The sequence below is a fragment of the Bradyrhizobium sp. 138 genome (assembly GCF_023074075.1).
GTDB lineage: Bacteria > Pseudomonadota > Alphaproteobacteria > Rhizobiales > Xanthobacteraceae > Bradyrhizobium.
Window position 1 is genome coordinate 117,625 of record NZ_JADPKT010000003.1, and the last position, 25,326, is coordinate 142,950.

General features: G+C 64.1%; 27 protein-coding genes and 1 pseudogene. 4 read left to right on the forward strand and 24 right to left on the reverse strand.

What is annotated here, in order from left to right; all coding sequences use genetic code 11:
* Positions 1-106: 106 nt before the first annotated feature.
* From IVA79_RS01555 to IVA79_RS01605, 11 genes and pseudogenes are all read right to left on the reverse strand, one after another.
* On the reverse strand, positions 107-445 hold the full coding sequence (locus tag IVA79_RS01555) for a hypothetical protein (RefSeq protein ID WP_247550535.1): 339 nt from the start codon (positions 443-445) through the stop codon (positions 107-109).
* Between the two features lie 101 nt (positions 446-546).
* Positions 547-1,263 (reverse strand): MgtC/SapB family protein, encoded by a 717-nt coding sequence (locus tag IVA79_RS01560; protein ID WP_247549828.1) that lies wholly within the window; start codon positions 1,261-1,263, stop codon positions 547-549.
* 144 nt (positions 1,264-1,407) lie between these two features.
* Positions 1,408-2,427 carry a WD40 repeat domain-containing protein gene (locus IVA79_RS01565; RefSeq protein WP_247549829.1) on the reverse strand — a complete coding sequence of 340 codons (1,020 nt, stop codon included), beginning with the start codon at positions 2,425-2,427 and terminating at the stop codon, positions 1,408-1,410.
* On the reverse strand, positions 2,427-3,470 hold the full coding sequence (locus IVA79_RS01570) for a GTP-binding protein (protein WP_247549830.1): 1,044 nt from the start codon (positions 3,468-3,470) through the stop codon (positions 2,427-2,429). Before IVA79_RS01570 ends, IVA79_RS01565 begins: the two co-directional genes overlap by 1 nt.
* Positions 3,471-3,524: 54 nt before the next feature.
* Positions 3,525-4,388 carry a zinc ABC transporter substrate-binding protein gene (locus IVA79_RS01575; protein WP_247549832.1) on the reverse strand — a complete coding sequence of 288 codons (864 nt, stop codon included), beginning with the start codon at positions 4,386-4,388 and terminating at the stop codon, positions 3,525-3,527.
* 2 nt (positions 4,389-4,390) lie between these two features.
* Positions 4,391-5,260 (reverse strand): metal ABC transporter permease, encoded by an 870-nt coding sequence (locus tag IVA79_RS01580; protein ID WP_247549834.1) that lies wholly within the window; start codon positions 5,258-5,260, stop codon positions 4,391-4,393.
* Positions 5,261-5,266: 6 nt separating this feature from the next.
* Entirely contained in the window at positions 5,267-6,022 is a 756-nt protein-coding gene (locus IVA79_RS01585) for an ABC transporter ATP-binding protein (protein WP_247549837.1), read from the reverse strand.
* Positions 6,023-6,024: 2 nt separating this feature from the next.
* Positions 6,025-6,255 carry a hypothetical protein gene (locus IVA79_RS01590; protein ID WP_247550537.1) on the reverse strand — a complete coding sequence of 77 codons (231 nt, stop codon included), beginning with the start codon at positions 6,253-6,255 and terminating at the stop codon, positions 6,025-6,027.
* Positions 6,256-6,298: 43 nt separating this feature from the next.
* Entirely contained in the window at positions 6,299-6,799 is a 501-nt protein-coding gene (locus IVA79_RS01595) for a hypothetical protein (protein ID WP_247549838.1), read from the reverse strand.
* Positions 6,796-7,400: pseudogene (locus IVA79_RS01600) on the reverse strand (permease). Before IVA79_RS01600 ends, IVA79_RS01595 begins: the two are co-directional and overlap by 4 nt.
* 264 nt (positions 7,401-7,664) lie before the next feature.
* The gene (locus IVA79_RS01605; protein ID WP_247549841.1) at positions 7,665-8,261 is read right to left on the reverse strand and encodes a superoxide dismutase; all 597 of its coding nucleotides are present in this window, start codon (positions 8,259-8,261) and stop codon (positions 7,665-7,667) included.
* 235 nt (positions 8,262-8,496) lie between these two features.
* Between IVA79_RS01605 and IVA79_RS01610 the strand changes: the two genes are divergently transcribed.
* From IVA79_RS01610 to IVA79_RS01620, 3 genes are all read left to right on the forward strand, one after another.
* Positions 8,497-9,024: a GNAT family N-acetyltransferase gene (locus IVA79_RS01610; protein ID WP_247549842.1), complete on the forward strand. Its 528-nt coding sequence runs from the start codon at positions 8,497-8,499 to the stop codon at positions 9,022-9,024.
* Between the two features lie 82 nt (positions 9,025-9,106).
* Entirely contained in the window at positions 9,107-10,492 is a 1,386-nt protein-coding gene (locus IVA79_RS01615) for an MATE family efflux transporter (RefSeq protein ID WP_247549845.1), read from the forward strand.
* Positions 10,493-10,587: 95 nt separating this feature from the next.
* A complete protein-coding gene (locus IVA79_RS01620) occupies positions 10,588-11,022 on the forward strand; it encodes a DUF2147 domain-containing protein (protein ID WP_247549847.1) in 435 nt (144 codons plus the stop codon).
* 4 nt (positions 11,023-11,026) lie between these two features.
* On the opposite strand, the gene IVA79_RS01625 is transcribed toward IVA79_RS01620, so the two are convergent.
* From IVA79_RS01625 to IVA79_RS01680, 12 genes are all read right to left on the reverse strand, one after another.
* Positions 11,027-12,172 carry a DUF3095 domain-containing protein gene (locus tag IVA79_RS01625; protein ID WP_247549849.1) on the reverse strand — a complete coding sequence of 382 codons (1,146 nt, stop codon included), beginning with the start codon at positions 12,170-12,172 and terminating at the stop codon, positions 11,027-11,029.
* A 242-nt stretch (positions 12,173-12,414) separates the two neighbouring features.
* The gene (locus IVA79_RS01630; RefSeq protein WP_247549851.1) at positions 12,415-12,624 is read right to left on the reverse strand and encodes a hypothetical protein; all 210 of its coding nucleotides are present in this window, start codon (positions 12,622-12,624) and stop codon (positions 12,415-12,417) included.
* Positions 12,625-12,750: 126 nt separating this feature from the next.
* The gene (locus tag IVA79_RS01635) at positions 12,751-13,476 is read right to left on the reverse strand and encodes an SDR family NAD(P)-dependent oxidoreductase (protein WP_247549854.1); all 726 of its coding nucleotides are present in this window, start codon (positions 13,474-13,476) and stop codon (positions 12,751-12,753) included.
* On the reverse strand, positions 13,466-14,851 hold the full coding sequence (locus IVA79_RS01640) for a fatty acid--CoA ligase family protein (RefSeq protein WP_247549856.1): 1,386 nt from the start codon (positions 14,849-14,851) through the stop codon (positions 13,466-13,468). Before IVA79_RS01640 ends, IVA79_RS01635 begins: the two co-directional genes overlap by 11 nt.
* Positions 14,838-15,083, reverse strand: coding sequence for an acyl carrier protein (locus IVA79_RS01645; protein ID WP_008135396.1), 246 nt, complete (start codon positions 15,081-15,083; stop codon positions 14,838-14,840). The genes IVA79_RS01640 and IVA79_RS01645 overlap by 14 nt, the downstream gene beginning before the upstream one ends.
* Before the next feature lie 141 nt (positions 15,084-15,224).
* Positions 15,225-17,030: a long-chain-acyl-CoA synthetase gene (locus tag IVA79_RS01650; RefSeq protein WP_247549858.1), complete on the reverse strand. Its 1,806-nt coding sequence runs from the start codon at positions 17,028-17,030 to the stop codon at positions 15,225-15,227.
* 293 nt (positions 17,031-17,323) lie between these two features.
* On the reverse strand, positions 17,324-17,587 hold the full coding sequence (locus IVA79_RS01655; protein ID WP_247549861.1) for a DUF3551 domain-containing protein: 264 nt from the start codon (positions 17,585-17,587) through the stop codon (positions 17,324-17,326).
* A gap of 33 nt (positions 17,588-17,620) precedes the next feature.
* Positions 17,621-17,902 (reverse strand): DUF3551 domain-containing protein, encoded by a 282-nt coding sequence (locus IVA79_RS01660; protein ID WP_247549863.1) that lies wholly within the window; start codon positions 17,900-17,902, stop codon positions 17,621-17,623.
* 127 nt (positions 17,903-18,029) lie between these two features.
* Complete coding sequence (gene htpG, locus IVA79_RS01665; RefSeq protein WP_247549864.1) at positions 18,030-19,907, reverse strand: molecular chaperone HtpG; 1,878 nt, start codon at positions 19,905-19,907, stop codon at positions 18,030-18,032.
* A gap of 125 nt (positions 19,908-20,032) precedes the next feature.
* Entirely contained in the window at positions 20,033-20,455 is a 423-nt protein-coding gene (locus IVA79_RS01670; RefSeq protein ID WP_247549866.1) for a hypothetical protein, read from the reverse strand.
* Positions 20,456-20,813: 358 nt separating this feature from the next.
* Positions 20,814-22,895 (reverse strand): tetratricopeptide repeat-containing protein, encoded by a 2,082-nt coding sequence (locus IVA79_RS01675; protein ID WP_247549868.1) that lies wholly within the window; start codon positions 22,893-22,895, stop codon positions 20,814-20,816.
* A 151-nt stretch (positions 22,896-23,046) separates the two neighbouring features.
* Positions 23,047-24,186 carry a patatin-like phospholipase family protein gene (locus IVA79_RS01680; RefSeq protein ID WP_247549871.1) on the reverse strand — a complete coding sequence of 380 codons (1,140 nt, stop codon included), beginning with the start codon at positions 24,184-24,186 and terminating at the stop codon, positions 23,047-23,049.
* Between the two features lie 172 nt (positions 24,187-24,358).
* Between IVA79_RS01680 and IVA79_RS01685 the strand changes: the two genes are divergently transcribed.
* Positions 24,359-24,613, forward strand: coding sequence for a hypothetical protein (locus tag IVA79_RS01685; RefSeq protein ID WP_247549873.1), 255 nt, complete (start codon positions 24,359-24,361; stop codon positions 24,611-24,613).
* 54 nt (positions 24,614-24,667) lie between these two features.
* Here the strand turns inward: IVA79_RS01685 and IVA79_RS01690 are convergent, their stop codons facing one another.
* Positions 24,668-25,267 carry a nuclear transport factor 2 family protein gene (locus IVA79_RS01690; RefSeq protein ID WP_247549875.1) on the reverse strand — a complete coding sequence of 200 codons (600 nt, stop codon included), beginning with the start codon at positions 25,265-25,267 and terminating at the stop codon, positions 24,668-24,670.
* Between the last annotated feature and the right edge of the window lie 59 nt (positions 25,268-25,326).

Here is a 25,326-nt window from a genome sequence, read left to right on the forward strand (position 1 = left end):
CAGTACGCCGCGGCTTCTCGGACGATCACAACCATCTCTGGAATACTGGATCACCCGCTTTCGAGCGTGATGACACCGAGTGTGTGACTACGTGCGTGCCGACCGCCTACTTCTTCTCGATCGGCGGCGCGATCTTCTCGGGCGGAGCTGGCGGCAATGCCGGCTTGGCACCACCCGCCGCGCCCTGCGTCTGGGAATCGGGCCTTGCAGGCTCGGGCGCCGGCGTGGTCGGCCGATCGCCGCCGGGCTTCGACTCCGCGGGAGTCTTGCCCTGTTCGTCGGACGGCGTGCCCTGGAGCGGCGGCGTTGCCTGCGCCAGTTCCATCCGGCTCTGAGCTCGGATTTGCGCCAGCGATATCCCCGACACCACGACGCCTGCTGCGAACAGCGAACAGGCGATCATCAGGTCGCGTTTCAATCTGCGCTTGTCGTATTGGCCGGTCATATCGATCACCGCCTTTATCCGCGGGATCAACGAATTTAGCCAGTTGCAGTTCCTTGGCCGGCAAGACGGGAACCGAACACCTGCGCGCCAAAACGCCGCGTTCACTCCGTGGTGCTAACTTCCCACGTCGCGTGCCGCACGCCGGGCAGGTGCTGGAGATCCGTCGCCACCGCATTCAGTTCGTTCGGATCAACCGCGGACGCAACCAGCCTTGCGACGATCTCGATCAGATCGTCCCCGGTCTCGACCACGTCGATATCGGCCACCGGATAGTTTGCGCCCTCGAGCTTCTCGACGAGACGGTCGCGCATGTCGGGCAAGGCGTCGGCGGCCACCGCGAGCTTGAAATAATAGGTCGCCTCCAGCGCCTTCTCGTTCAGCGGGATGCGGTTGATGGCATTAACCAGCGGGCGCAGCATGGTGTTGCCGGCGATGACGAACACGGTCAGCGCGGCCGCCTGCGCGACCATGTCGGCCCCGGCGCAAGAGCCGACCGCGGCCGAGGCCCATAGTGTCGCCGCGGTGTTGAGCCCGCGCACGTCCATGCCCTGCTTCATGATGACACCGGCGCCGAGGAAGCCGATGCCGGAGACGACATAGGAGATCACCCGCACCGCGCCGTCGGCGCCGGTCAGATGCATGGCGAGGTCGACGAAGGCGGCCGCCCCCACCGCGACCAGCACATTGGTGCGCAGGCCCGCGGTGCGCTGGCGATATTGCCGCTCGGCGCCGATCAGCGTGCCCAGCACGAACGCCGTGAACAGGCTGATCAGCGTGTCGCCGAAGTCGGCAAGCTGGAATGTCGTCAGAAACCGCATGTATGCGCGCCGCCATTGAGGATGCGGTAGGGTGGGCAAAGGCGCGCTCTTCGCGCGACGTGCCCACCGCCTTTGTCTCGCAAAAAGATGGTGGGCACGGCGCAAGGGCGCCTTTGCCCACCCTACGGGCCAAACGATGACAGATTAAAGTTCGAGCAGGCCGCCGTCCCCATTTTCGTCGGCAAACGCCAGCAGCGTGCCCTTGGCATTCCAGGCGATCGCCGCGACCGGTGGCGTGCCGTTGCGGCGGACCAGAATCTCCGCGCCATCCTCCAGCCGCACCATCAGCACGGTGCCGTCGCTGTAGCCGGCGGCGAGGATGTCGTTCTTCGGATGGCAGGCGACCGCCGCCACGCGCGCCTGCAGCGGCGCGAGCATCGCGGGCTCCTTGCCCATCGGACCGTCCTTGCTGCCGAACGGCCATATGATGACGGTGTCGGCACCTGAGGTCGCCAATCCCTTGCCGCCCGCGCTCCAGGACATCGAGCGGACGCGGCCGGGATAGCCGGTCATGCGCATGTGCCTGTTGTCGGCGAGCCGCCAGCCGTGCAGCGCCGGCTCGTGCATCGCCGTGACGAGAAACTTGTTGTCCGGGCTGAAGGTGACCGCATGATGTGAGCCGGCCCAGGGCAGGAATTCGGCTGATCCTTCCATGTTCGGAAACCACAGCGTCGCGCCGTTGTAATGCGCGATTGCAAGCCGCAGCCCCTTCGGCGCAAACGCCAGCCCGCCGACGGTCGAGGGCACCTCGAGCGACTTTTCTTCGCTCTTGCCGCTCTTGACGGTCGCGACCTTGCCGGCCGACCAGGCGAAGGCGCCATCCGGATGCAGCGCGACCGCGTCGATCCAACGCCGCTTCGGATCGGTGGCGAGCAGCGTCACCTCGCCCTTGGTGTCGAGCGAGACGACCTTGCCGTCGTCGCCGCCCATGACAAGGCGCTTGCCGTCAGAGGCAGTCGAGAGAATGCCGCCGCTGTGCACGGCGACAGTGCTGACCTCGCCCTTGGCATCGACGAACGCGACGTTCTCCTCGCCGCCAACGAAGGCGGCGCGGGGCCCGAGGAAGTGCACCGACGTCACGGCCATGCCGAGCTTAACAGGCTTGACGCGGTCTGTGACGGAGACGATCGAGGCGGAATCGGGGGCCGGCGTAAACTCTTTCATCACGAGACGATGCAGCTCTCAAAACCCTTGCGGATCGCCTCTTCCGGCAATTCGCGGCCGATGAAGACGAGGCGGCTCTCGCGCGGCTCGCCCTCCTTCCACTTCCGCTGGTGGTTGCCCTCCAGCATCATGTGGACGCCCTGGAAGACGTAGCGGTCGTCGTCGTCGTGGAAGGCGAGGATGCCCTTGGAGCGCAGGATCTTGCCGCCCTCGACCTGCACCAGGTTCTGCAGCCAGGGCATGAACACGTTGGGATCGAGCGGCTTGTCGGTCTTGAGCGAGAGCGACTGCATGTCCTCGTCGTGATAGTGCTTCAGGCCGTGGCCATGATGGTGATGGTCGTGGCCGTGATGGTGGTGATGATCATGGTCGTGGTCATGATCGTCGGCCTCCAGGAAATCCGGTTCGATGTCGAGGATGCGGTCGAGGTCGAACGCGCCGCGATCGAGCACGTCGGCCAGGGCCACCGAGCAGCGCTCGGTGCGGTGAAGTTTCGCATAGGGGTTGATGCCGCGGATGCGGGCCTCGACTTCGGCAAGCTCGCCCTTGTTGACGAGGTCGGTCTTGTTCAGCACGATCACGTCGGCAAAGGCGATCTGGTTCTTGGCCTCGGGCGCATCCTTGAGCCGGTCGGACAGCCATTTGGCGTCGGCAACCGTCACGACCGCGTCGAGCCGCGCGTTCTTCTGCACGTCCTCGTCGACGAAGAAGGTCTGGGCGACAGGCGCGGGATCGGCAAGGCCGGTGGTCTCGACGATGATGGCGTCGAACTTGCCCTTGCGCTTCATCAGGCCGTCCATGATGCGGACGAGGTCGCCGCGCACGGTGCAACAGATGCAGCCATTGTTCATCTCGAACACTTCCTCATCGGCGCCGATGATGAGGTCGTTGTCGATGCCGATCTCGCCGAATTCGTTGACGATGACGGCGTATTTCTTGCCGTGGTTCTCCGACAGGATGCGGTTCAAAAGCGTGGTCTTGCCGGCACCGAGATAACCGGTCAGCACGGTCACGGGAATCTTTTGAGAGGTCACTTCAGACATAACAACTCCGGACTTCGGGCTTTTCGCGCGACGCGAGGCGGGGTGGCCCCTGCCCTAATGGTCAAGCGCGCTGGACAGGGCCTTTATATTGTGCCTGACCATGTCAATGTAAGTGGGTGCAGGCCCCTTTTCGCCGGTCAACCCGTCCGAAATCAGGGTCCCGCCGACCTTGGCCCCGGTCTCGGCCGCGATCCGCCGGATCAAGCGGTCATCGCTGATATTCTCCAGGAACACGGCCGGGATTTTCTGGGCCCTGATCTGGCCGATGATAACAGCGATATCCCGGGCGCTGGGCTCGGTTTCCGTGGAGACACCCAGAGGGGCGATGAACTGGATACCGTATTCGGCGGAAAAATAGCCGAAAGCGTCGTGAGTGGAGATCACCTTGCGCCGCTCCGGCGGGATTTTGGCGATGGCCTCCCGAACCTCGCGATCAAGCGTTTCGAGCTTTTCCAGATAGGCCTTTGCCTGAGCACGGAAGACATCCGCGTCATCCGGGGCGGCCGCGGCGAGTGCATTGGCGACATCGGTCACGTAGATTTTGGCGTTGGGGACGGACTGCCAGGCGTGAGGGTCTGCGGCCGAGCCGAGCTTCAGCGGCACGATGCTGGCGCTGGCGGTGACGATTTGCGCCTTGCTGCCGGAAGACTGCACGAGACGCGGCAGCCAGCCCTCCAGCCCAAGCCCGTTGACGATGACGAGCTTCGCCTCCGCGACCCGCTTCGCATCGGCTGGTGCCGGCGTGTAGACGTGCACATCGCCGTCGGCGCCGACCAGCGTGGTCAGATTGATCCTGTCACCGCCGACATTGCGGACGAGATCGGCGAGGATCGAGAAGCTCGCGACGACGTTGAGCCGCTCTGCGGCGTGGAGCGGCGAGGCGATCAGCAACAGCGCACAAAGCAGGAAGATCCGCATCGTCACGCTTCCAGATGCCGGCCGGGAAACAATTGCCGCACGATACCGCCGACGCGGCCGAACAGGACGGAGACGATGTAGAGCATTGTCGCCACCAGAATGACCGCAGGGCCCGACGGCACACGAGTCTGGAACGACAGCACGAGGCCCGCATAGCCCGAGACCGCAGCAGCAACGACCGCGATGCAGATCATGGCGGTGAGATCACGCGACCAGAACCGCGCGATACCGGCCGGCAGGATCATCAGCCCGACCGCAAGCAGCGTGCCGAGCGCCTGAAAGCCGTTGACGAGGTTGATGACGACGAGGGCGAGGAAGGCGAGATGCGCAGGTCCCCCGGCACGGCTGACGGTGCGCAGGAACAGAGGGTCCACACTCTCGATCACCAGCGGGCGGTAGATCACCGCGAGCACCAGCAACGTCACGGTGGCGTTGAAGGCCACCACCAGCAGCGTCTGGTCATCCATCGCAAGGATGTTGCCGAACAGCACGTGCAGCAAATCGATATTGGTGCCCTTGATCGAGACGATGGTGACCCCGAGCGCCAGCGAGGCCAGATAGAAGGTCGCGAGCGAAGCGTCCTCCTTCAGCCCCGTCGAGCGCGCGACCACGCCGGCAAGGATCGCCACTGCAAAACCGGCGGCCAGGCCGCCGGCGGTCATCGCAAACAAATTGAGGCCGGAGAGCAGGAAGCCGACCGCTGCACCGGGCAGGATCGCATGCGCCATGGCGTCGCCGACGAGGCTCATCCGCCGCAGCATCAGGAACACGCCGATCGGCGCGCCGGCCAGCGACAAGGCGATCACGGCGGCAAGCGCGCGCCGCATGAACTCGAATTCGGTGAACGGACCGATCAGCGCGTCATAGAGCATCGGATATCAAGCCGCCCGCGAGCGGGCATCGTCGGCCGCACAGGCCGCCGCGCTGTCATCAAAAGCTTCGCACATCCGCATTGCGACCAGCAGGTTCTCCGGCGTCAGCACTTCCGCCGTCGGTCCCCACGCGACCGGTCCACGCGCCAGCACCAGGGTCTCGCTGAAATGGTTGCGCACCATCTCCATGTCGTGCAGCGCGGCGAGCACGGTGCGGCCCTCGCCTTGCCACTGCTTCACCAGCGCGAGCAGATCGGCCGTGGTCTTGCTGTCGATGGCGTTGAAGGGCTCGTCGAGCACGATCAGCGCCGCATCCTGCAGCAGCACGCGCGCGAACAGCACGCGCTGCATCTGGCCGCCCGAGAGGGTGCCGATCGGGCGGTTCTCGAAACCATTGAGGCCGACGGCAGCGATCGCGCGGAGGATCTTCTCGCGGGCGGCCTTGCCGATGCCGCCGAACAGGCCGGCGTCGCGCCACAACCCGGTGCCGACGAAATCGAACACCGAGATCGGAAAGCTGCGGTCGATCTCCGCGCTCTGCGGCAGATAGGCGATGTCCCTGCTATCAAGCCCGCCGAGATGGATGCTGCCGTCGAGCGGCCTGAGGATGCCGACGATGCCACGCAGCAGCGTCGACTTGCCCGCGCCGTTCGGGCCGATCACGGCGACCAGCGCGCCTCGTGCGACCTCGCCGTTGAGATGGTGCACGGCCGGGTGCCGGTCATAACCGAGCGTGACGTTGTGGAATGCGAGCTGAGCCATGGTCACCTCATCGCCAGGAAGACCACGCCCCAGAGCACGGCGCAGACGGCGAGCGCGGCCGCGAGGCGGCCCGCCATGGTCATGCGCAGGATCGACCAGGGCGCCGCCTGGGCAGGATGCGGCGAGGCCGCATCGTGGACATGGGCGTGGGTGTGGTCGTGCCCGTGCGAATGCGCGTGGGTGTGACCGTGAGCATGGTCGTGATGATGGGCGTGGGACGCGGCGGGAACCATGCCACAGACGTTATAATATAACATTACGCCTGTCCACGTCGGGTCACGGCTTGCCGATCACCATCGCGATGCCGGCCGCCACGAACGGGAACGGGACCGAGACGGCGCAGCGGAACCAGACGAAACGGGCCGGCATGAACGGGATTTCCCATAGGATCACCCGCTGGAAGGCAAACAGGGCCCAGGCGACGACATAGGCGACCACCTGCGGCACCCCGCCGCCCGACTTCAGCGCGACTGTGCCGATGGAGAAGCCGATCACGGGGCCGCCGGGCGTCGCGGCGCCGGCGACCACGGCACTCGCAACGCCGAGCCAGCCGCTGTCCGGTCCGAGCCAGCCGGTGATCAGCTCCTGCGGGATGATGGCGGCGATGTAGCCGGAGCCGATCACCCCGAGCGCGATCCGCGGCACGATGTTGATGAAGTCCATCGAGCCTTCGCGCAACGAGGCCTTGAATACCGGAGGGCCGCGGCGGAAGGCGATCAGCCCGACGCCGAGGACCGAGCCCCACAGCAGGATGTCGATCAGCAGCGCCGCGCTCACGTCTCGTCGTCCTTCGCTGGCGGCTTCGGATACATCCGCACATAGACGAAGCGGCCGAGCGCGCCGGCGAGCACCGGCAGCGGCAGCGAGATCAGGATCCGCCACAGCGTGAAATCGGTGCCCATGATCGGGATTTCCCAGGCCACCGCCCGGCCATAGCCGATCAAGGTCCAGCTCACGACCATCGCGATGGTGGCGCCGAAATCGGCGCCCACAGCTAGAAGCGCGCTCGCCACGGGATATGCGGTGAAGGGACCGCCGGGCAGGATCGCGCCGAAAGCGGTCCCGATCAAAAGCCCCTTCAGGCCAGACTTCGGCCCGAGCGAGCGCGAGACTTTTTCGTGCGGCAGGATTTCCGAGATGAACGCCCCGAGCAGGCAGCCGGCCAGAACGCGTGGCAGGATGCCTGAGAACAGCGAGAGGTCGGAATGTCGAGAACACCGTCGGTGCCGTCACGCCGCCAGACCAGCGCCGCGCTCACCGCGACCAGCGCGGCGATGATGATCGTCGACCAGCCGATCGGCTTGCGCGCTCGCCCCGGCCGCGGCTCGGAGTCCGCGTCCTCGGCAGGCGCCGGGTCTTTCGGGGAAGGTTCTGACAACGGGTGTGGGGCGGCTCGAGGATGATGCCCGTTCTGATTAAGCGCGCCGCCAGAGGGATGCAAACGGTACGATGACAGACCTGCGCGCGCACCGCGCAGGGCAATTCCGCACAGCAAAAAGAGGCGGCCGCATGCGCGACCGCCTCTCGCTATTCTGTCATTCCGGGCGGCGAAGCCGAACTATGGTGCGCAATTGCGCACCTGAGAATCTCGAGATTCCGGGTTCGATGCTAGCGCATCGCCCCGGAACGACGAGGTGAGAACTCAGGCCTTCTCGAACAGGGACTCGACGTATTCCCAGTTCACGAGGTTCTCGACGAACGCCTTGAGATAGTCCGGACGGCGGTTGCGATAGTCGATGTAGTAGGAGTGCTCCCAGACGTCGCAGCCGAGGATCGGGGTGGCGCCGTGCACCAGCGGATTCTCGCCGTTCGGGGTCTTGGAGATCTCGAGCTTGCCGTTCTTGACCTGGAGCCAGCACCAGCCGGAGCCGAACTGGCCGACGCCGGCCGCCTGGAAGTCGGTCTTGAACTTCTCAAAGCCGCCGAGGTCCTCGTTGATCTTCTTCTCGATCTTGCCGGGCAGCTTGGTGCCGCCGCCATTGGGCTTCATCCAGCTCCAGAAATGGATGTGGTTGTAGTGCTGGCCGGCATTGTTGAACACTGCGGGGTTCTTGCCGAACGAGCCCTTGACGATCTCTTCAAGGGACTTGCCTTCCCATTCGGTCCCCTTGAGCGCGTTGTTGCCGTTGGTGACGTAGGCCTGATGATGCTTGTCGTGATGGAATTCCAGCGTCTCCTTCGACATGTACTGGCCGAGGGCGTCATAGGCGTAAGGGAGTGGGGGCAGCGTAAAGGTCATGGGTTCTTGTCCGCAACTGGTGGGAACGAGTTCTAACGGTCACCCCTTATAGAAGGTTCCGCGGCCGTTAAATACCTCAGAATTTGCGAAAACGCGACGCGTGGCCGGATTGCATAAAATCGTCGCACGACGCGACATTCGCTCCGCCTTGGTGACTTGATGCAAAATATCGTTGCCTTTGAGGTGCTTATCGCGGAACGAATGCACTACGAACCGACGCGCGAAAGACAGAATCATGAGCATCGAGATCGACATCTTGAACGGTGACGCCTCATGGCCGATTGCGGAGCCGCTGCACCAGGCGGTCTGGGGGCCGCACATGGTCGCGGACAAGCCCTGGGCTGGCGTCAAATGGGAGAACGCCCATCTTCGCGTGCTGGTCGAAACGCCCGAGGACGGTCTCGTCTGCCATGTCGGCGTCTACTTCCGCACCGTAACCTGGAATGGGCAGAAGGTTCACGTCGGCGGCATCGGCGGAGTCTGCACCCGCGAGGACCGGCGCGGCCGCGGCTACGCGACCCTGGCGATCGACGCGGCGGTGCACACCATGCGGGCAAACAAGGCGGTCCGCTTCGCGTTGCTGTTCTGCGAGCCGCACAATTTCGCGTTCTACGAGGCCCGCAAATGGCGACCCTTCACCGGGGAGGTCTATTGCGAGCAGCCGGAGGGGCGGATCCGCTTCACCCACATGGCGCCCTACGTCTTCGACATCGTCCGCGCGCCGACTTTGGGCACCATCGACCTATGCGGCCTGCCGTGGTGACCCCTGCGTGAGGTGAGGCTGCCGCCGGGGCCTGCCTGCCCCTATAACATGTCGATCATCATCTAATTCCGTCCGGTGACCCATGACGATCGACGCCTCCCTTGACGCCGCGCCGCCGCGTGCCCCGGTCGCCTTCTCCATAGCCAGCCTGCTGACGGCGCCGATCCTGCCGACGCTGCTGCGGCTCGCGATCCCCAACATGATCGCGATGGTCGGCAGCACGCTGGTGGCGATCGCCGAGACCTCCTATATCGGTCGGCTCGGCACCATTCCGCTCGCCGCGATCGCGCTGGTGTTTCCGTTCGCGATGCTGACGCAGATGATGAGCGCGGGCGCGATGGGCGGCGGCGTTTCCTCCGCGGTCAGCCGCGCACTCGGCGCAGGCGATCGGGACCGCGCCGCGACGCTGGCGCTGCATGCCGCCATCATCGGCCTCTGCGGCGGGCTGTTCTTCACGGTGATGATGCTCGTCTTCGGCCGCTCGTTCTTCGCCTTGCTCGGCGGACGCGATCACGTGCTCGAGGAGGCCAATGGCTATTCGCAGGTGCTGTTCTCCGGCGCAGTCGCGATCTGGCTCGTCAACACGCTGGCCTCGGTGATCCGCGGCACCGGCGACATGCGCCTGCCCTCGATAACGTTGATCGGGGCGAGCGTGCTCCAGGTCGCGCTCGGTGGCACGCTGGGGCTCGGCCTGTTCGGAGCGCCGCAATTCGGCATGCCGGGGGTCGCGAGCGGCCAGCTGATCGCGTTCACCTTCGCTGCGATCTTCTTGCTCTGGTATCTCGCGTCCGGCCGCAGCCGGCTGCCGATCAACCTTCGTGCGTTTCATTTCGAGCGCGCGATGTTCCTGGACATTCTCAAAGTGGGTGCGGTGGCCTGTTTGTCGCCGTTGCAGACCGTGCTCACAATCCTGGTCTTCACAAAAATCCTCGCGACCTTCGGCACCGAGATGCTAGCCGGCTACGGCATCGGCTCGCGGCTGGAATTCCTGCTGATCCCGATCACCTTCGCCTTCGGCATCGCCTCGGTGCCGATGGTCGGTGTGGCGATGGGTGCGGGACATGTGAAGCGGGCGCGGCGTGTGGCCTGGACCGCAGCGGCGGCCTCCGGACTCACGGTCGGGCTGGTCGGGCTCGTCATCGCGCTCGATCCGTCGCTGTGGGTCGCGCTCTTCACGCGGGATCCCGGCGTCTCCGCCGCCGCCTACAGCTATTTCCATTGGGCCGGCCCGGCCTTCGCGTTCTTCGGCATAGGCGTGTCGCTGTATTTCTCCTCACAAGGCGCGGCGCGCGTCGGTGGCCCCGTGCTCGCTTCCACCGCGCGGCTTCTGATCGTCGCGATCGGCGGCATCGGGCTGATGATAGCGCAGGCGCCGGCCTGGACGTTGTTCGCGCTGGTCGGCGGCGCCATGGTCGTGTTCGGCCTGTCGACTGCGGCCTCGGTCGCCTTCGCGCGGTGGGGCAAATGAGCGCAGGCTCATAAGCGCAGGAATGTGATTCCAGCCAGCGTTGCACTATCCCGCCGGCCTGCTATGGAGGCGCTCCATTTTCGGGGCCCCTCTCCATGACTTCCAGATTCGCTGCTCTCGTCGTCCTTCTCGTGGCGCTGCTTGGCGCATCTGCCGCGCGTGCGCAGAATGCGGACGGGACCTGGCTCACCCAGGCGGGCGATGCGCGCGTGAAGATCAGCAAATGCGGCGACGGCATCTGTGGCCACATCGTCTGGCTGCGCGAACCCTACGATACCGCCACCGGCCAGCCCGCTACCGACAGCAAGAATCCCAATCCCGCGCTCGCCAGGCGCCCGATGATCGGCCTGCCATTGTTCAACGGCATGCAGCCGTCAGGCCAGAACAAATGGTCGGGCCAGATCTACAACGCCGACGATGGCAGCAGCTATGCCAGCAGCGTCACGGCGATGTCAGCGGATTCGCTGCGGGTCGAAGGCTGCGTCGGCGCGCTCTGCGGCGGCGAGACCTGGACGCGCGCGGGGCGGTAACGCCTCACGCCATCATCGCCTTCAGCGCGGTCGCCGCCGAGGCATAGCCACCCCGCGCGCCATCGATGAAGTGGACGTGATCGCTGCGCAGCGCCGAGGGCGTGAAGCAGGTCATCATGGCGGCGTCCTGCTGGTACAGGCCATAGCGCACGATGCCCTCGCGCGCGGCCGCTGTCAGACGATCGTTGAGGGCGCGTTCGAGCTCCGGCGTACAGTCGAGGATCATGCGCAGGCCATCATCATACTTCCTGAAGTCCGAGTTCTCGACCACCTGACGTTTGTAGAGGTTTGGCACGAATCCGCCGACCTTGATATCGAAGCGCATGATCAGATAGGCGAACAGCGTATAGGCCAGCACGCTGGCTCTGCGTGCGAGCAGCGGACCGCCGCGCCTGGTGCGGGCCTCGAAGTCGAGTCCCTGAGGCGGCCATTTCAGCGGCGGCCCCTGCGGCGGCACCGGGCGGCCGCCATCCGGGCTGCGCTCGACGAGGTGGATGATGTCCTCGATTACCTTGCGGAATGCATGCGGATCGGCGCCGCGTGCTGGCATCACGAGCACCGACAGGATCAATCCACGTGAGGCCGGCATCACCTCGAAGCGGCAGGACAGGCCGGAAAGATCGGGCTGCGTGCCGGCGGGCGCTTCCGTCACCGCGAATTCGCCGCGCTTCATGGCCGCATCGGCGAAGGCGAGACCGCCGCCGGAGAACATTGCGTAGGACAGGTTCGCCGAGGGACCGAAGCGCGCGACGCGCACGTCGAGGCCCTGCGCGCGGATGGCACTGACCGGCACCAGGGCGACACGCATCGTCAGATCGAGATCCTCTCGCACCCAGGTCGCGGTTGCAGCCAGCGCATCGCGGGCCCGTTCGAGATCGTGAGGCGCGACCGCAAAGCTGGCGCCATCGCCGCCGAACACGAAGGGGAATTCGCGTCCCTCAAGCGCGTTCGTCACCGCCGCGATCACGGCGGCGCCGGCCATGTTCACCGCCTTGTAGCGCTGCGCCGCAATCGCCTTGGTCGAATCGACGATATCGGCAACGCCGATGCTCCAGTCGTCCGGCAGCGGCGCATAGAGCGCAGGGTCCATCAGGCTGGTGAAGCCGCGGAAGACGGGAATGCCGCCATAGAAGGATTCGCCTGAGGTCATCGGGGATGCTGGATGGTTGGAATGCGAAAACAAATACGCGGCAGAATCGATCCGGGTTCGCCGGCCGGCGGCCCCCTTCGATCATTGGCCGAAACAGGCCTGGACAACAAGATGCGGCGACAACAAGATGCGACCGCGTTGCAAGGCCGCAGGCGGCCGCATCCGCCGCCTCACCGAAGGGCCGCCGGAATTTTCACACGAACGAATTGACCTGCCGAAGGACTTGCGCCGGACGTGAGAAGCTAATGCAGCTTCTCGTCCTGACGCTTGCGCATATTATCGAGAGTCGCGTCGTGGCAGCCGACCAGGCGCACGAATTGCTGTGGGTACATCTCATGGCCGTGACTGCCGGAATTTTGATGAGTCATCGGCGGGCAATGGACATCATCCGGCTTCGCGCGGGATTGCTCCGTCCGGCCCTGATTTGAAGCGGTCATGTCAGGCATGGCCATGGACTGCTCCTTCTCGATTAGGGCAGATCGATTGACGTAACCCAATCGATTGCGGGGCATCTTACGACCAAATCCGGCTGAATGTCATTGCGCCGGATCAACGCAATCATGTCGGCCGGGTTCCGCCTATGCCGTATTCCCCGCGTCAACGGTGAACACGGCCCCGGTGACATTGCGGCCGCCCTCGCCGAGCAGATATTCCACCATGCGCGCGACGTCGTCCGTCTCCGGCAGGCGGCGCAGCGCGCTGCGGCCGGCAATGCGCTTGCGCCCGTCGTCGGAAAGATTGTGCGTGAGCTCGGTGTCGATGAAGCCCGGCGCGATCGCATTCACGGTGATGCCGAGCTTGCCGACCTCGCGCGCCAGCGAGCGGGTGAAGCCGGTAGCGGCGGCCTTGGTCGCGCCATAGACGGACAGACCGTTATAGCCGGTCGACGCAATGATCGAGGAGATGTTGATGATGCGCCCAGTGCCGTCCGCCATCATCTGGCGCGCCACATATTTGGTGAGAATGATCGGCGACAGCACGTTGAGCTGCACCAGCGCCTCGATCTCGGAATTATGCATGTTGGCGAGCAAACCCTCGGTGCCGAGGCCGGCATTGTTGACGAGGCCGTAGATGGGTCCGAACTCGTCGCGCAACAGTTTTGCAAAAGCCGGAATGGCGTCGATCACCGCAAGGTCGCAGGCGCGGAAATGCAAGCATCCGTCGGACCCGGCAATCGCCGCCTTGAGCTCGTCGCTCTCGCGTCGTGCCGCCGCGATCACGTTATAGCCGGCGCCAGCGAGGCGTCTGCCGATCGCGAGACCTATGCCGCGGCTACCGCCGGTGACGAGAACGTTATTGTGCATCGGTTCGCGCCAGTTTTCCGGCCGGGGTGACATCGAGCGCCTCGACGAAGCGGATCACCGCCGGCACCTTGTGGGAGGCGAGCTGCGCACGGCACAGATCCAGGATCTGGTCGCGGATTTCTTTTGCGCGCGCGGGATCGGTGCTCTCAGTGAGGATCACGTCGGCGACCACGATGCCGCCGGTGATCGGGCTTTTCCGCGATTTGGCCCGCGACATCCGCACGTCGGTGTGACGGTTGATCACCGCCTCGATCTCTTCGGGATGGACCTTCAGCCCCCCGATATTGATGATGCCGCCGCGGCGGCCGACGAAGTAATAGCGGTCACCGCGCAGCTCGACGATATCACCGCTGTCGACAAATCCGTCGCCATCGGTCAACGCCGCGGCGCTGCGGCCGACATAGGCATGCGCGGTGCGCGTCGAGCGGATACGGAGCGAGCCGTCGACCACCTTCATCTCGACGCCGTTGCGATTGCCGAGATAGTCGGCCGGAAAGCCCTCCAGCCCGTCATTCACGGCGAAGCCGACGCCGGCTTCGGTCGAGGCATAGGCATGACCGACGGAGGAATTGGGAAATGCCGCCTTCAGCCCATCGAGCACCGCCTGGTCGGCGATTTCACCGGAGAGGCGGACGTAGCGAGGGGTGAATTGCGTCGCCGAACCGCTCATCAACAGCTTGCGCCAATGCGAAGGCGTGCCGGAGATGTGCGAGACACCACGCGCCTTCAGCCGCGCGACGTGATCACCGAGCGCCTCATGCGGGTCCGACAGCACCATCGAGCCGCCGGAGAGAACGGCGCGAAGGAAGATCTGCAAGCCGCCATAGCGGCGGATGTCGTAGAACGTCGCCCAGACCGGCGCCGGACCACGGGCCGGGCCTTCGGCAACGATCGCCCCGGTCAACGCTTCCAGCGTGTGGCCGACGATTTTCGGCACGCCTGAGGTGCCCGAGGTGAGCATCAGCCATTCGGTGGCGCGTTCGGACTTGACCGGCGCGGTGGCTTCAAGCGGCAATTGCGCAGTGACGACGAGCGTGATGCCCGTATCAGCCCAGCGGTCGGGCGCGTCGGTGACAACGGCATCAATCGCAGCATCAGCGATCAGCGCTTCGAGATGCGCCGGATTGAGGTCGGGCGGACATAGCAGCATGCGGCGGGCGATGCCATCGAGCTCGATCATCGCAAGGCCGGAGCGAAGCTGGTCGGACAATTTGAGCAGCACGGCGCGGCCCGACAGCTCGCGCAGGCGGCCGCCCAGAACCGTGTGCGACAGGATGTCGGTCAGCGACACGACCTCATGCGCATCGGAAATCGTGCGGCCCTTCAGCTCCGCGCCGAGATGGTCGCGGAGCGCAAAGATCTCACGCGGGGACATTTTCGTAGGCCCGCACGAAATCGCCCACCGTAGCGGGGAATGCTGCGTCCTCGGAAATGGTGAAGGGGTCGACACCGGTCTCGTCCTCGAGGCGCGCGACCAGGATGGCGAAGGCGAGCGAGTCGAAGCCCGTTTCGTGCAGGGACAGATCGTCCGAAAGAGCGGGAAGCGTGACGTGCTGCTCTCTGGCGATCTGCTGGATCGCCTCAATGACCTTAGACCTTACCGACATGGCTGGCTCGCTTTGTTATCGTTGGTGTTGCGGCGGCTCTTGCTGACCGCCTCCCCATGGCCGCTTGTTTACCGGAGAGAAGTAAATGGCTTCTTGGACAATTCAGATAAAATTGGACCTATCTGCGGATTTTGCCGGAATCTACAGCCTGATCGAGCCGTCCAGGATCCGGGCATAGGCCGCGGCGTCCAGGGGGACATAGGCCGAGGATCTCGAATCCATCATGAATAACGGATCGGAGATCGTGGCGGGATCGAAGCCTTCTCGAACCAGGTCGCCCTTCTTCTGCTTGAACGTCTCGGTCGCATCGATCTCGCTGGAGATGCGGATAAAGACGGGGCATGCATAGGCCGGCAGGCGCTGCGCGAGATGCGCGGGCAATGCCGCGATGTCAAAGCCCTCGTTGACGACGATCGCGCTCATGCCGGCGCGGCCGTCGGCGCCGGGAATGCTGACGCCGTAGGTCGTCGCATCGACCATGCCGGTGAAGTCGCGCATCGCGTCGTTCACCTCTGAGGTCGCGACGTTCTCGCCCTTCCAGCGGAAAGTGTCCCCGATGCGATCGACGAAATGGAAGAAGCCCTTGTCGTCGATCCGCATCAGATCGCCGGTGCGGAACCAGGCATCGCCCCTGGCAAAGACATCGCGAAGAATCTTCTTCTCGGTCTCACCGGCGTCGGTATAGCCCTCGAAGCGACCGCCGCCCTCGTCGGCGGTGCCGATACGGCCGATGGCTTCGCCGGCCTCACCGCGGACGCAGGCGAGGCAAAATCCCTCTTCATTGCGCAGCGGCGCGCCGCTGTCGGCATCGAGTTTGACGAGATTGGCAGGGAAGCGATGCGCGAGCAGCGGCGGGATGCGGCCGATCGCGCCCGGCTGTCCCTCGACGTTGAACAGCGAGAAATTGCCTTCCGTCGCCGCATAGAATTCGAGGATACGGGGAATGGCGAAACGCGTCTGAAAGTCGTCCCAGACGTCGCCGCGCAGGCCGTTGCCGCAGACCAGGCGGAGACGATGACGGTTCTCATACTCCGACGGGGGCGCCTTGAGCAGATAACGGCAGAGCTCGCCGATATATTGAAACAGCGTGCAGTCGTGACGGACGATGTCAGGCCAGAAATGCGAGGCAGAGAATTTCGCCGCGATCACCACCGAGCCGCCGGCCGCTAGCATGCTGCACGGCGCGACGATGCCGCCGACGGAGTGGAACAGCGGCAGGCAGTCATAGAGCCGGTCCTGCGGCGTGGCGCCAGTGAGACCGGCGAACCAAAAACCCCAATTGAGAATGCGGCGGTGGCTGATGCTGGCGGCCTTCGGCAGTCCGGTGGTGCCTGAGGTGTAGATCAGCAGCGCACGGTCGTTGATGGTGACCTCGCCGCGCTCCTCCGGCGAAAGAGCAGCGTCGTCCAGCACCGCAAGCGCGACATCGATGGCGCGATCGCTGCGGGCATCGCCATGCGTCCAGACCTTAGCCTCCGTCTTCAGATGCGGCGTCGAACTCTCCAATATCTCCGTCAGCTCATGCGCCACGATGATATGCCTGGGCTTGGCGACGTCGATGCAATGCGCGAGCGACTGCCCGACCAACTTGGTGTTGAGGAGCGCGACCACAGCGCCGACCCGGCTGATGCCGAGCCATGCCGCGACATAGTCGATGCCGTTCGGCATGATCAACGCGACGGTATCACCCTTGGCCACACCGACCGAGCGCGCCCAGCGCGCGTAGCGGTTGATGCGCCTCGACAGGCCTGAATAGTCGAGACTTGTGTCATCGGTGATCAGTGCGACACGGTCGGGCTGACGCTGCGCCCAGTCGTCAATGACGTCGGCGAACAGACGTCCCGGCAGCGTCTCGATGCGCGCGGTGAGCTCGATCGCCTTCAGCCAGATCTTTGAAGCCGAAGGAGCGCGCCCGGCGTTCGGTTGCTCGATGACAGCGGTCGTCATTGCCGTTCATTCTTTCGGAACGTGTCTGCTGGTTCTGGCAACTTAACTCGCGCGCCCTGCCCAGGTGTTAAAGGACAAGGTAAAAGCCGATTAGTGCGGGATTAACGCTAGCCATCCTTTACCAGGCCGGCGATTTCGGCGGCATGCTGTCAGCGCAGGCCGATTGCCGGCGCGAGATGCGGGAGGGGATAGTGCTGTCCGGCTTGCAAACGCGCCATCCACCCCAGCAATGCGGCTCGCCCTCACGTCATCTTTGCAAGCACGCGCTTGGCCTGGTGGCCGGCGGAGTGGCACTAGCCGCTGCGCTTGTGACGCGGGTGCTGCGACGGTGCATTGAACTGATAATACGGATTGAGATCGCAGGTCGCGGCGCGGCCTGAGGCTGTGGCGCGGCACTGCGGCAGCGAGGTGAAAGAGCAATCATACCAATTCAGGCCGCCGCGACCGGCATAGACGTGCATACAGACGGGATAGCGCGGATCGTAGGTCTGCGCATGCGAGGGCGTGACCGCGAGCAAAGCCGCGATGGCGACGATGGGGCACAACCAAAGACGCATGAAGGGTGCTCCTGCACGCCGCATCGACGAGCGCTAATGCGGCTTCTTGTGGCGGCGGCGCGGCGGCGGCTCTTCGGGCGCGTAGTAGGGATTGACGTCACAGCTCGCCGCAAGTCCGGACGCCGTGGCCCGGCATTGCGGCATCGAGGTGAAAGAGCAGTCGAAATAGTCGCCGCCGCCACCGCCGAAGCCGCCGCCGCCGGGCGTGTAAACGTGCATGCACACCGGATAGCGCGGGTCGTATCTCTGGGCATTGGCCGGTGCCGCAACGAACAGCGCGGCAATCGCGGTGAGGGTCAAGATCGGCAGGCGCATGGACTTAATCCTCGAATCGACGACGTCGGCGGGCGGGTTTGATGCCGACGGCCTGCTATGACATAGCACGAGGCCGGCGGCGACTGTTCCTGGGGCAGATGACGGCAAGGTGAGCAGGCTAGCGGCGCTAGGCGCCCAGCCCCTGCAACACCAGCCGGTTCAGCCGCGCCGCAAACGCCGCGGGATCTTCCGGCAATTCGCCGTCCAGGATCTGCGCCTGCTCGAGCAGGAGCAGGCTGAGATCGTCGACATCCCTGGAGCCGGCCTGCGCCTTGGTGATCGCAGTCACCAGCGGATGGCGCAGATTGATCTCGAGAATCGGCTTGGTCTTCATGCCGCGGTTCTGCTGCGACAGGATGCGCTCGAGCTCACGGCTCGGGCCCTGGCTGTCGGCGACGAGGCAGGAGGCCGAGCTGGTGAGGCGCGTCGAGGCCTTGACGTCGCTGACGCGCTCGCCGAGTGCGGCCTTGATCACGGCGATGGTGGCGGCTTCATCGGCGGCCGGCTCCTCCTTGTTCGCCTCGCCCTTGTCGTCGACGCGCGGAATCAGATCGAGATTGAGATCGCCCTGGCTCAGCGACTTCAGCGGCTTACCCTCGAACTCCGACGGCATCGAAGTCCAGAAGGCGTCGACGGGGTCGGACAGCAGCAGCACCTCGATGCCGCGCGCGGTCGCAGCCTCCAGCCGCGGATTGGATTTCAGCCGCTCGATGCTGTCGCCGACGAGATAATAGATCTCGGTCTGGTTCGGCTTGAAATCGGCAATGACCTGCTTCAACGACCGCTTCTCCCCCGACGTCGTGGTGAAGCGCGACAGCGCGAGCAGCTTTTCGCGACGCTCGAAGTCCTCGTAGATGCCTTCCTTGAGCACCGCACCGAACGCGTCCCAGATCTTGGCGAAATTGTCCGGATCCTTCTCGGCGAGGCTTTCGAGCTCCGACACGACCCGGGTCGCCACCGCCTTGCGGATCTGCACCAGCTGCGGATTGTTCTGAAGCATCTCGCGGGAGATGTTGAGCGGCAGATCCTCGCTGTCGACGACGCCGCGGATGAAACGCAGATAGCCCGGCAACAGATCGGCATCATCGGTGATGAAGACACGGCGGACGTAAAGCTTCACCCGGCCCTTGCGGTTCGGCTCGAACAAGTCGAACGGCTTGGTCGAGGGCGCAAACAGCAGCACGGCGTAGGAATAGCGGCCCTCGGCGCGGTAATGCAACGTCATCGCGGGATCGTCGAAGGCGGACGCAATCTGCTGATAGGCCTTCTTGTAGTCGTCCGCGGTCAGCTCGGACTTCGAGCGCTGCCACAACGCACTCGCCGAATTGATTTGGCGCGGCTCGCCTTCTTCCGCCACAAGCTCGATGGGAAACAGAATATTGTCGGAATAGGCACCGACGATGCGCTCGATCTCGTAGGTCTCGAGGTATTTCTTGGCATCGTCCTTCAGATGCAGAACGATCTCGGTGCCGCGCGTCACGCGCGCCGCCTCCTCGTCGCTGGCACGGGCGATCTCGAAGCCGGAGCCGCCGGAGGATGTCCAGGTCCAGACGTCGCTCTCGCCGGCGCGGCGGCTGACCACGACGATCTTCTCGGCGACCATGAAGGCGGAATAGAAGCCGACGCCGAACTGGCCGATCAAGCCGAGGCCGTCCTTGGCCTCCTTCAGCTTCGACACGAATGCCTTGGTGCCGGAGCGAGCGATGGTGCCGAGATGATCGATCAGCTCCTGCCGCTCCATGCCGATGCCGTTGTCGGCAATCGTGAGCGTCGTGGCCTGCTTGTTGGGAATAATGCGGATCTTGGGCGCATCGCCCTCGCCGAGCAGGGCCGGGCTGGCGATCGCCTCGTAGCGCAACTTGTCGCAAGCGTCGGAGGCATTGGAGACGAGCTCGCGCAGGAAGATGTCGGTCTCCGAATAGACGGAATGCACCATGAGGTGCAGGAGCTCGGAAACCTCGGCCTGGAAAGGCTGCGTATGCACAGCCGTGTCTGACGTCGTCATGCGTTTACCCGGTCAAAACGAAGGGGAAGAAACCCGGGATATAACGCGCGCGTACGGGGGATCAAGTGGACGTGAACGATCATGCTCTCGGCAGAAGGACGCCTGGTCCGTCGGCCCGGTGCAGATCAGGTCACGCAGCGGCCGGGCTGGAGCAGTTTTGCCACCTCGGTCAGGGAGCTGACCATCGGCTCGCAGGCGATCGTCGGCTTGCTGCGGACTTTCTTCTGGTTCTGGAGCAGCACCGGTGGCTTGGCGTTGCCGGTCTCGATCACCGCGGGAACCCGCAGCAGCACCGAAGTGTCGGCGAGGTCGTTCAGCCGCATTGAGACGGTGCGGGTGGGCGCTGGTGCCGGCTTGATCTCGGCGAGGCGGTCGGCCTTGCCGGCACGATGGACGTTATGGGTTGGTGCGTAGTTCGAGCCGTGGCTGGACGTATCGGCGACCGCCTGCCAGCGGTCGGCCAGATCGTGGCCGGAGGCCAATTGCACCGCGCCGAGCGTTGCGGCAATCGCGACGGCGCCCAAAAATACCTTATGAATCTGTGACATGGCTGTCGGTCCCTCGCCCCATGGCGATCGCGGGAACAACGCGGGCGGAGGACCGGGGGTTCTTGGCCGTTACGATCACTTAACCGTGTGCGACAAATGGAGCAGTCTCGCAAAATATTTCGCAAGGCCTGGAACGACTCGCGCAGACAGGAGTCGTCTCAGCAGCCGGCTATTCCCCCCTGCCCCATAAGCCGGCGACGTAGGGCGCGACTGTGGTGATGCCAGTCGCGCCTTACTTTTTTGCTTTTGCGCTCATCGCCGCTCCCTCGACCTCAAGGACGGAAGGCGATGAAAAACCTCGATGTTTTCGACGTCCCCCGGCGGCAGAGATCAAGCCAAATCGCCGCCTGGCTTCAGCTTACGTACCGCCGGCCTTCAGCAATTGCCGCGCGTCGAGCTCGACCGTCTTGAATCCCCAGTCCGCCGCAACAGTCACGAGATGCGCCGTACCCCCGGGGCCGTCGGGGTCCTTCTCGCGATTGTAGAGCGCGATCAGCGTCAGGTAGCGCGCTTGCGTGGCGAGGGCATTGAACATCATCCAGAGATTATTCCGTTGCCAGATATCGTAACCCTTCCTGCCGGACAGCCAGCGAGGCAGATCCTTGGATTCGGCAAGCACGCGAGGGGTCACGCGTTGGCAGAGTTGCTGATATCGCATCACCCAATCGACCCCGCCGTGATTGACCGATTCGGCCTGGAATTGGGCCTCCGGCAGCGCCAGCAAGAGCTGCGTGGGGACGTTGAGCTCGTTGCAGACCTCATGGAACAGAATATCGCTGCCGCAAGCCCCGCCTGCGATTCCGAACGCAACGCCGCCATTCTCGTTCATCTCGGCCTTGACCGCTTTTTCGATCATCTTGCGCGCCGCGGCGACGGCCCCGGGTGTGTTGGGGAAACGCGGGTCATTCTTGTCCCGGCGGGGCGAGTCCAGCATATGGCCCGTGAAAAGGAGGACCCGCACGGGCAGCGCCGAGGGTTTATCGGGCGCGGCCTGGTTCATCTCCCTCAGTGCGGCTTCGACATTTGCCGATAGCACCCCGAGCTCGCGAAACAGCAGGAGATTGCGCCGCACTGCATCGATTTCGAATGGGCCCACGTTTGCCAGGCCCCTTCGATAGGCGGTCCCGGCTTGTGCCGGCCTTTCGGCCGTGAGGAACGACAGGTCCGCACGGCTGATTTCCTTCCAGACGTCGAATTTCTCGCCCTTCCGCACCACTTTGTCATCGTTGCCGACGGCCAGGTGTAACGCTGCAGCGAGACGACCGGCGCGGCGTTCGCTGGTCTTGAGAGCGATCATCGCCGCATCCCCGTCATCGAAACTTTCGGCCCAGACGTCGGGGAGCGCCTTGGCGAGACCGATCTGGATCGTGAGCATCGCAAGCGCGTTGATCCCCGCATAGAAGCTATCCAGATCTTCGGCGAAGCCATCGAGATAATGCTGGATGGCGGAGGCAAGATGCGGCGAGCGGAGGGCCTCCTCGCGTTGCGCGTCGGGGGACGCCGCGGCCTGCCAATCGTCAATCCATCGCGTCTTGGCATTGCTCCCCAGCAGTGAATGTCCTTCGGCGCGGTGAAACCGCCGCTCCGCCGATTCCTTGGGCGTCTCATCGCGATCATTCGGCGGCATCGTGCGGGCGAGGACCCGATTGATCGCCTGCTCCGAACGCGTGATGGAGTCGAGCTTTGAATCGGGACCAAGGGCCCTCGCCGCCAGCTTTTGATAGATCGTGCCCAGGCGGTAATTGGCCTGAAGATCGTTGCTGTCCAGGCCCCGAAGCAGTTCGAACGTCTCCTTGGCTCCGGCCAAGGCCTTGATCCGAAATTGCGCCTCGCCAACAATCCGCAATCCCGCGCTCCCCCATTCGAAACCGCGGACCTCCTGAGCGAGCAGCCGCAGGTCGCCGGCGCGCCCCGCCTTCTGCGCGATCTCGACCTCTTCCTGGAAATCGAACGGCACGATCATGAGCGCGGCCCGGTCGTGCGGCGTCAGGCGCGGGAGCAACTTGAAGACCGGACTGTCCTTGTCGGTGTCGGCAAGCGTCGCCCTGAGCGACTCGATGAAGCCAGGGAGCGCGGCGGCAGGGTCCGCAGGGTCGTATTGACCATATCGATCGGTCTGGAGATCGAAGGGATACTTGTCCTTCGTATCCCTGGCGCGCATCAGCAGGGTGTGCCGATCGCGCAAACCGTGCCGGATACCAAGCTCGTAGAATACGTTGGCGTTGTGGATGGAGAGGTCGGCGATCACCAGATCGGAGAGCACCAGCAGGCGGAACATATCCTCTCGAATGTTGCCCTGCCGCGTGATCTCAAGCGTGGTGCGGCCTTCAATTCCGGCCGCCTTGAGCGCAGGTGCGACGAGATCCCTCTCCACCCGATCGAAATCGATGCCGCCCTGCGTGCCGAAGGGACGAACGATGAAAGCGCGCGTGACTTCCATGACTGACATCCTCGGATCTGCATCAGATGCTAAAGCATGATCCGGGAAAGTGCGCAGCGGTTTTCCGAAAAGATCATGCTCAAACAACAACCTAAAGCGCGATGACGATTCATCCTAATCGCATCGCGCTTTAGCAGCGGCCGCCCCCGGATCAGCTCACATCGAAGCAGGACGGAAAATGTTCCGGCTTGACCTGCTCCTTCGCGGCAAGCCGTCCGATGTCGGCAAGGTCCGCGAGATTGTTGGGATCATCCATCGCCGCGATCTTCGCCACTGCTTTCGGCGCAAGGTCGAGCTTGACCGTGGTCTTCAGCCAGCCGGGCTCCAGGAGCACGTTGTAGCGTGCATAGCTGGCCAGCTGCGGGCCACTCTGGCTGTCCAGCTTCATATCCCCAACAGCTTGGTCGATCGCCCATGGCGTCAGGCAGTTCGTCAGCCATTGCAGCATCGCCTGATTGACGCGTCCGCAATCATCCATGAGGGATTGCAGCGATCGCAGGCCCTGCTCGGCCGCAGCCATGCCCGTGATCTGTTCCGTCGTGTAAGTCTTCTTGAACGCGCCCGTGCCGACCGAGATCAGCAACAACTCGTCTCTGCCGGTTGGCCAGCGAAAACCATGGCCATCGAGCGCGGCCAGCATCAGCAGTTGCAACGATGGGTCATTGAAAGGGCTCACACCGCCGTCGACGAACGCGCCAGCGACGACGTTTCCCTCACGCGAGGAGATGTCGATCTCCTGAGGCGTGAAATAGGTCGGTGCTGCCGTGCTCGCCCGGACCACCTTGGTCAAATGCAACTTGCCGTCCTGCGCGGCATATCGAGCGGCGGGATGGTTGTGCAGCGGCCAGGGACTGCCGGTGTCGAGGCGCTTCGTCATGATCATCAAACCGGTGCGGATGCGCTCGCTGTCGAGCGTCGTATCTGCCCCGAGTTGCTCATCGAGCGCATCTTGAAGTGGTTCAGATCTAAACTTCGGCGCCAACAGCCCGAGCCTCCAGAACTCGGCCTGGAAAACATCCGTCCCGATCCCGGTGTAGAGCTTCTTGAGTTGCTCCACCGTCAATCCACAGGCCAGACCGGCCGCAATGATCGACCCCGTCGATGTACCCCCGATGAGATCGAAATAGTCGCAGAGCAGGAATTTCGGGTTGTTGAATCGTCTCCTGAACTCCCGCTCCATGGCTTCAAGATATTCGAGGGTGAGAATGCCGCGTATCCCGCCCCCATCGAGAGCCAGTATCCGCTTCGGTCCGTTCGTCCTGTCCAAATGTTGTTGCTTGGTCTTGGGCATGCGGCCCTCCCAGGCTGCAAAGGCAGCCGGCGATGCCGGCTGCAGCAATTCGATAGCTCACAATTCTCTTCCGCGACGGCTTACGAAATGTGCCGAGGCATCAATTCGATCCGGCCTTCAAAACAGGCTGCTTCAAGACAACCATCTTGCAGGAAACACAGCCTAAAGTATAGTGATCGAGATTACAGTCGACAAAGGCCAGACCGGCCTCGCCCTCGTCGTGGCTTCGCGCTGGGAATGCAGAAAAAGACGCCAGAGAAAAACGCCAACCGCGCCACGTGGCCGCCCAGCCGTCGCAGCCTATCTGATGGACCAGATGGCGAGGCTGATACAAGACGTTGGCCGCAGGATCGAGAGCGGCGACTACCGCGTCACGCTCGCAGATCTGGAAACCGCCGCATCCCTGCACGACGCGCCTGCATTGTGAGTTTGCCGGCGAAGGGACGCCAATGGCAGCGGCGCCCTGCCATCGCTCGAGGCGTCAAGAGGCCTTCCCTGCCAGCCATGTCCGTCCCTCGCCATACAGCTTCTCCACTTCGGCGCCGATCAGGCCCGGCATGTCGCGCTTGACCTTGTAGCCGATCAGCTCCTGCATGTAGGCGAGATGACGGTAGCCTTCGGGCAGCGCGGCAAGCGCCTTCTGGTCGAGGCGGAGTGTCGCGGCGGGATCGACCGGGTCGATCCGGTCTTTCTCGTAGATCGGCTGGCGGCGGATGATGCCCCATCGTCCCTGCCGCTTCTCCAGGAAATCGTAGAAGCGCCCGGTGCAGACGACATCGCAGAGCACGTCGTGTACCGGGGCGCGCTGCGAGATCGTCATCTTGGTCTGTGCGATGGCCCGCTCGCCTGAGAGGTCGATGCTGGTGCCGCCGAGGAAGTGCAGGATGCGCACGCCCCTGGCGAAGCCCTCCTGGCTGACGCGCATGAAATCCCGCGCCGGCCCCTGAAACCAGGTCGCGGACATCCAGCCCTCCTCGTGCCAGACCGTGGCAAAGCGATCCCAGTCGCCGGCGTCGCGCCAGACCGCCCAGTTCTCGACGAGGTCGCGGATGGCGAGGCGATCGAGGAGTTGCTGGTCCATGTGCACGTCTCCGATTGGGGGCGATGCACGAGGTTTGAGCGGCGAATTCGATGTCCGTC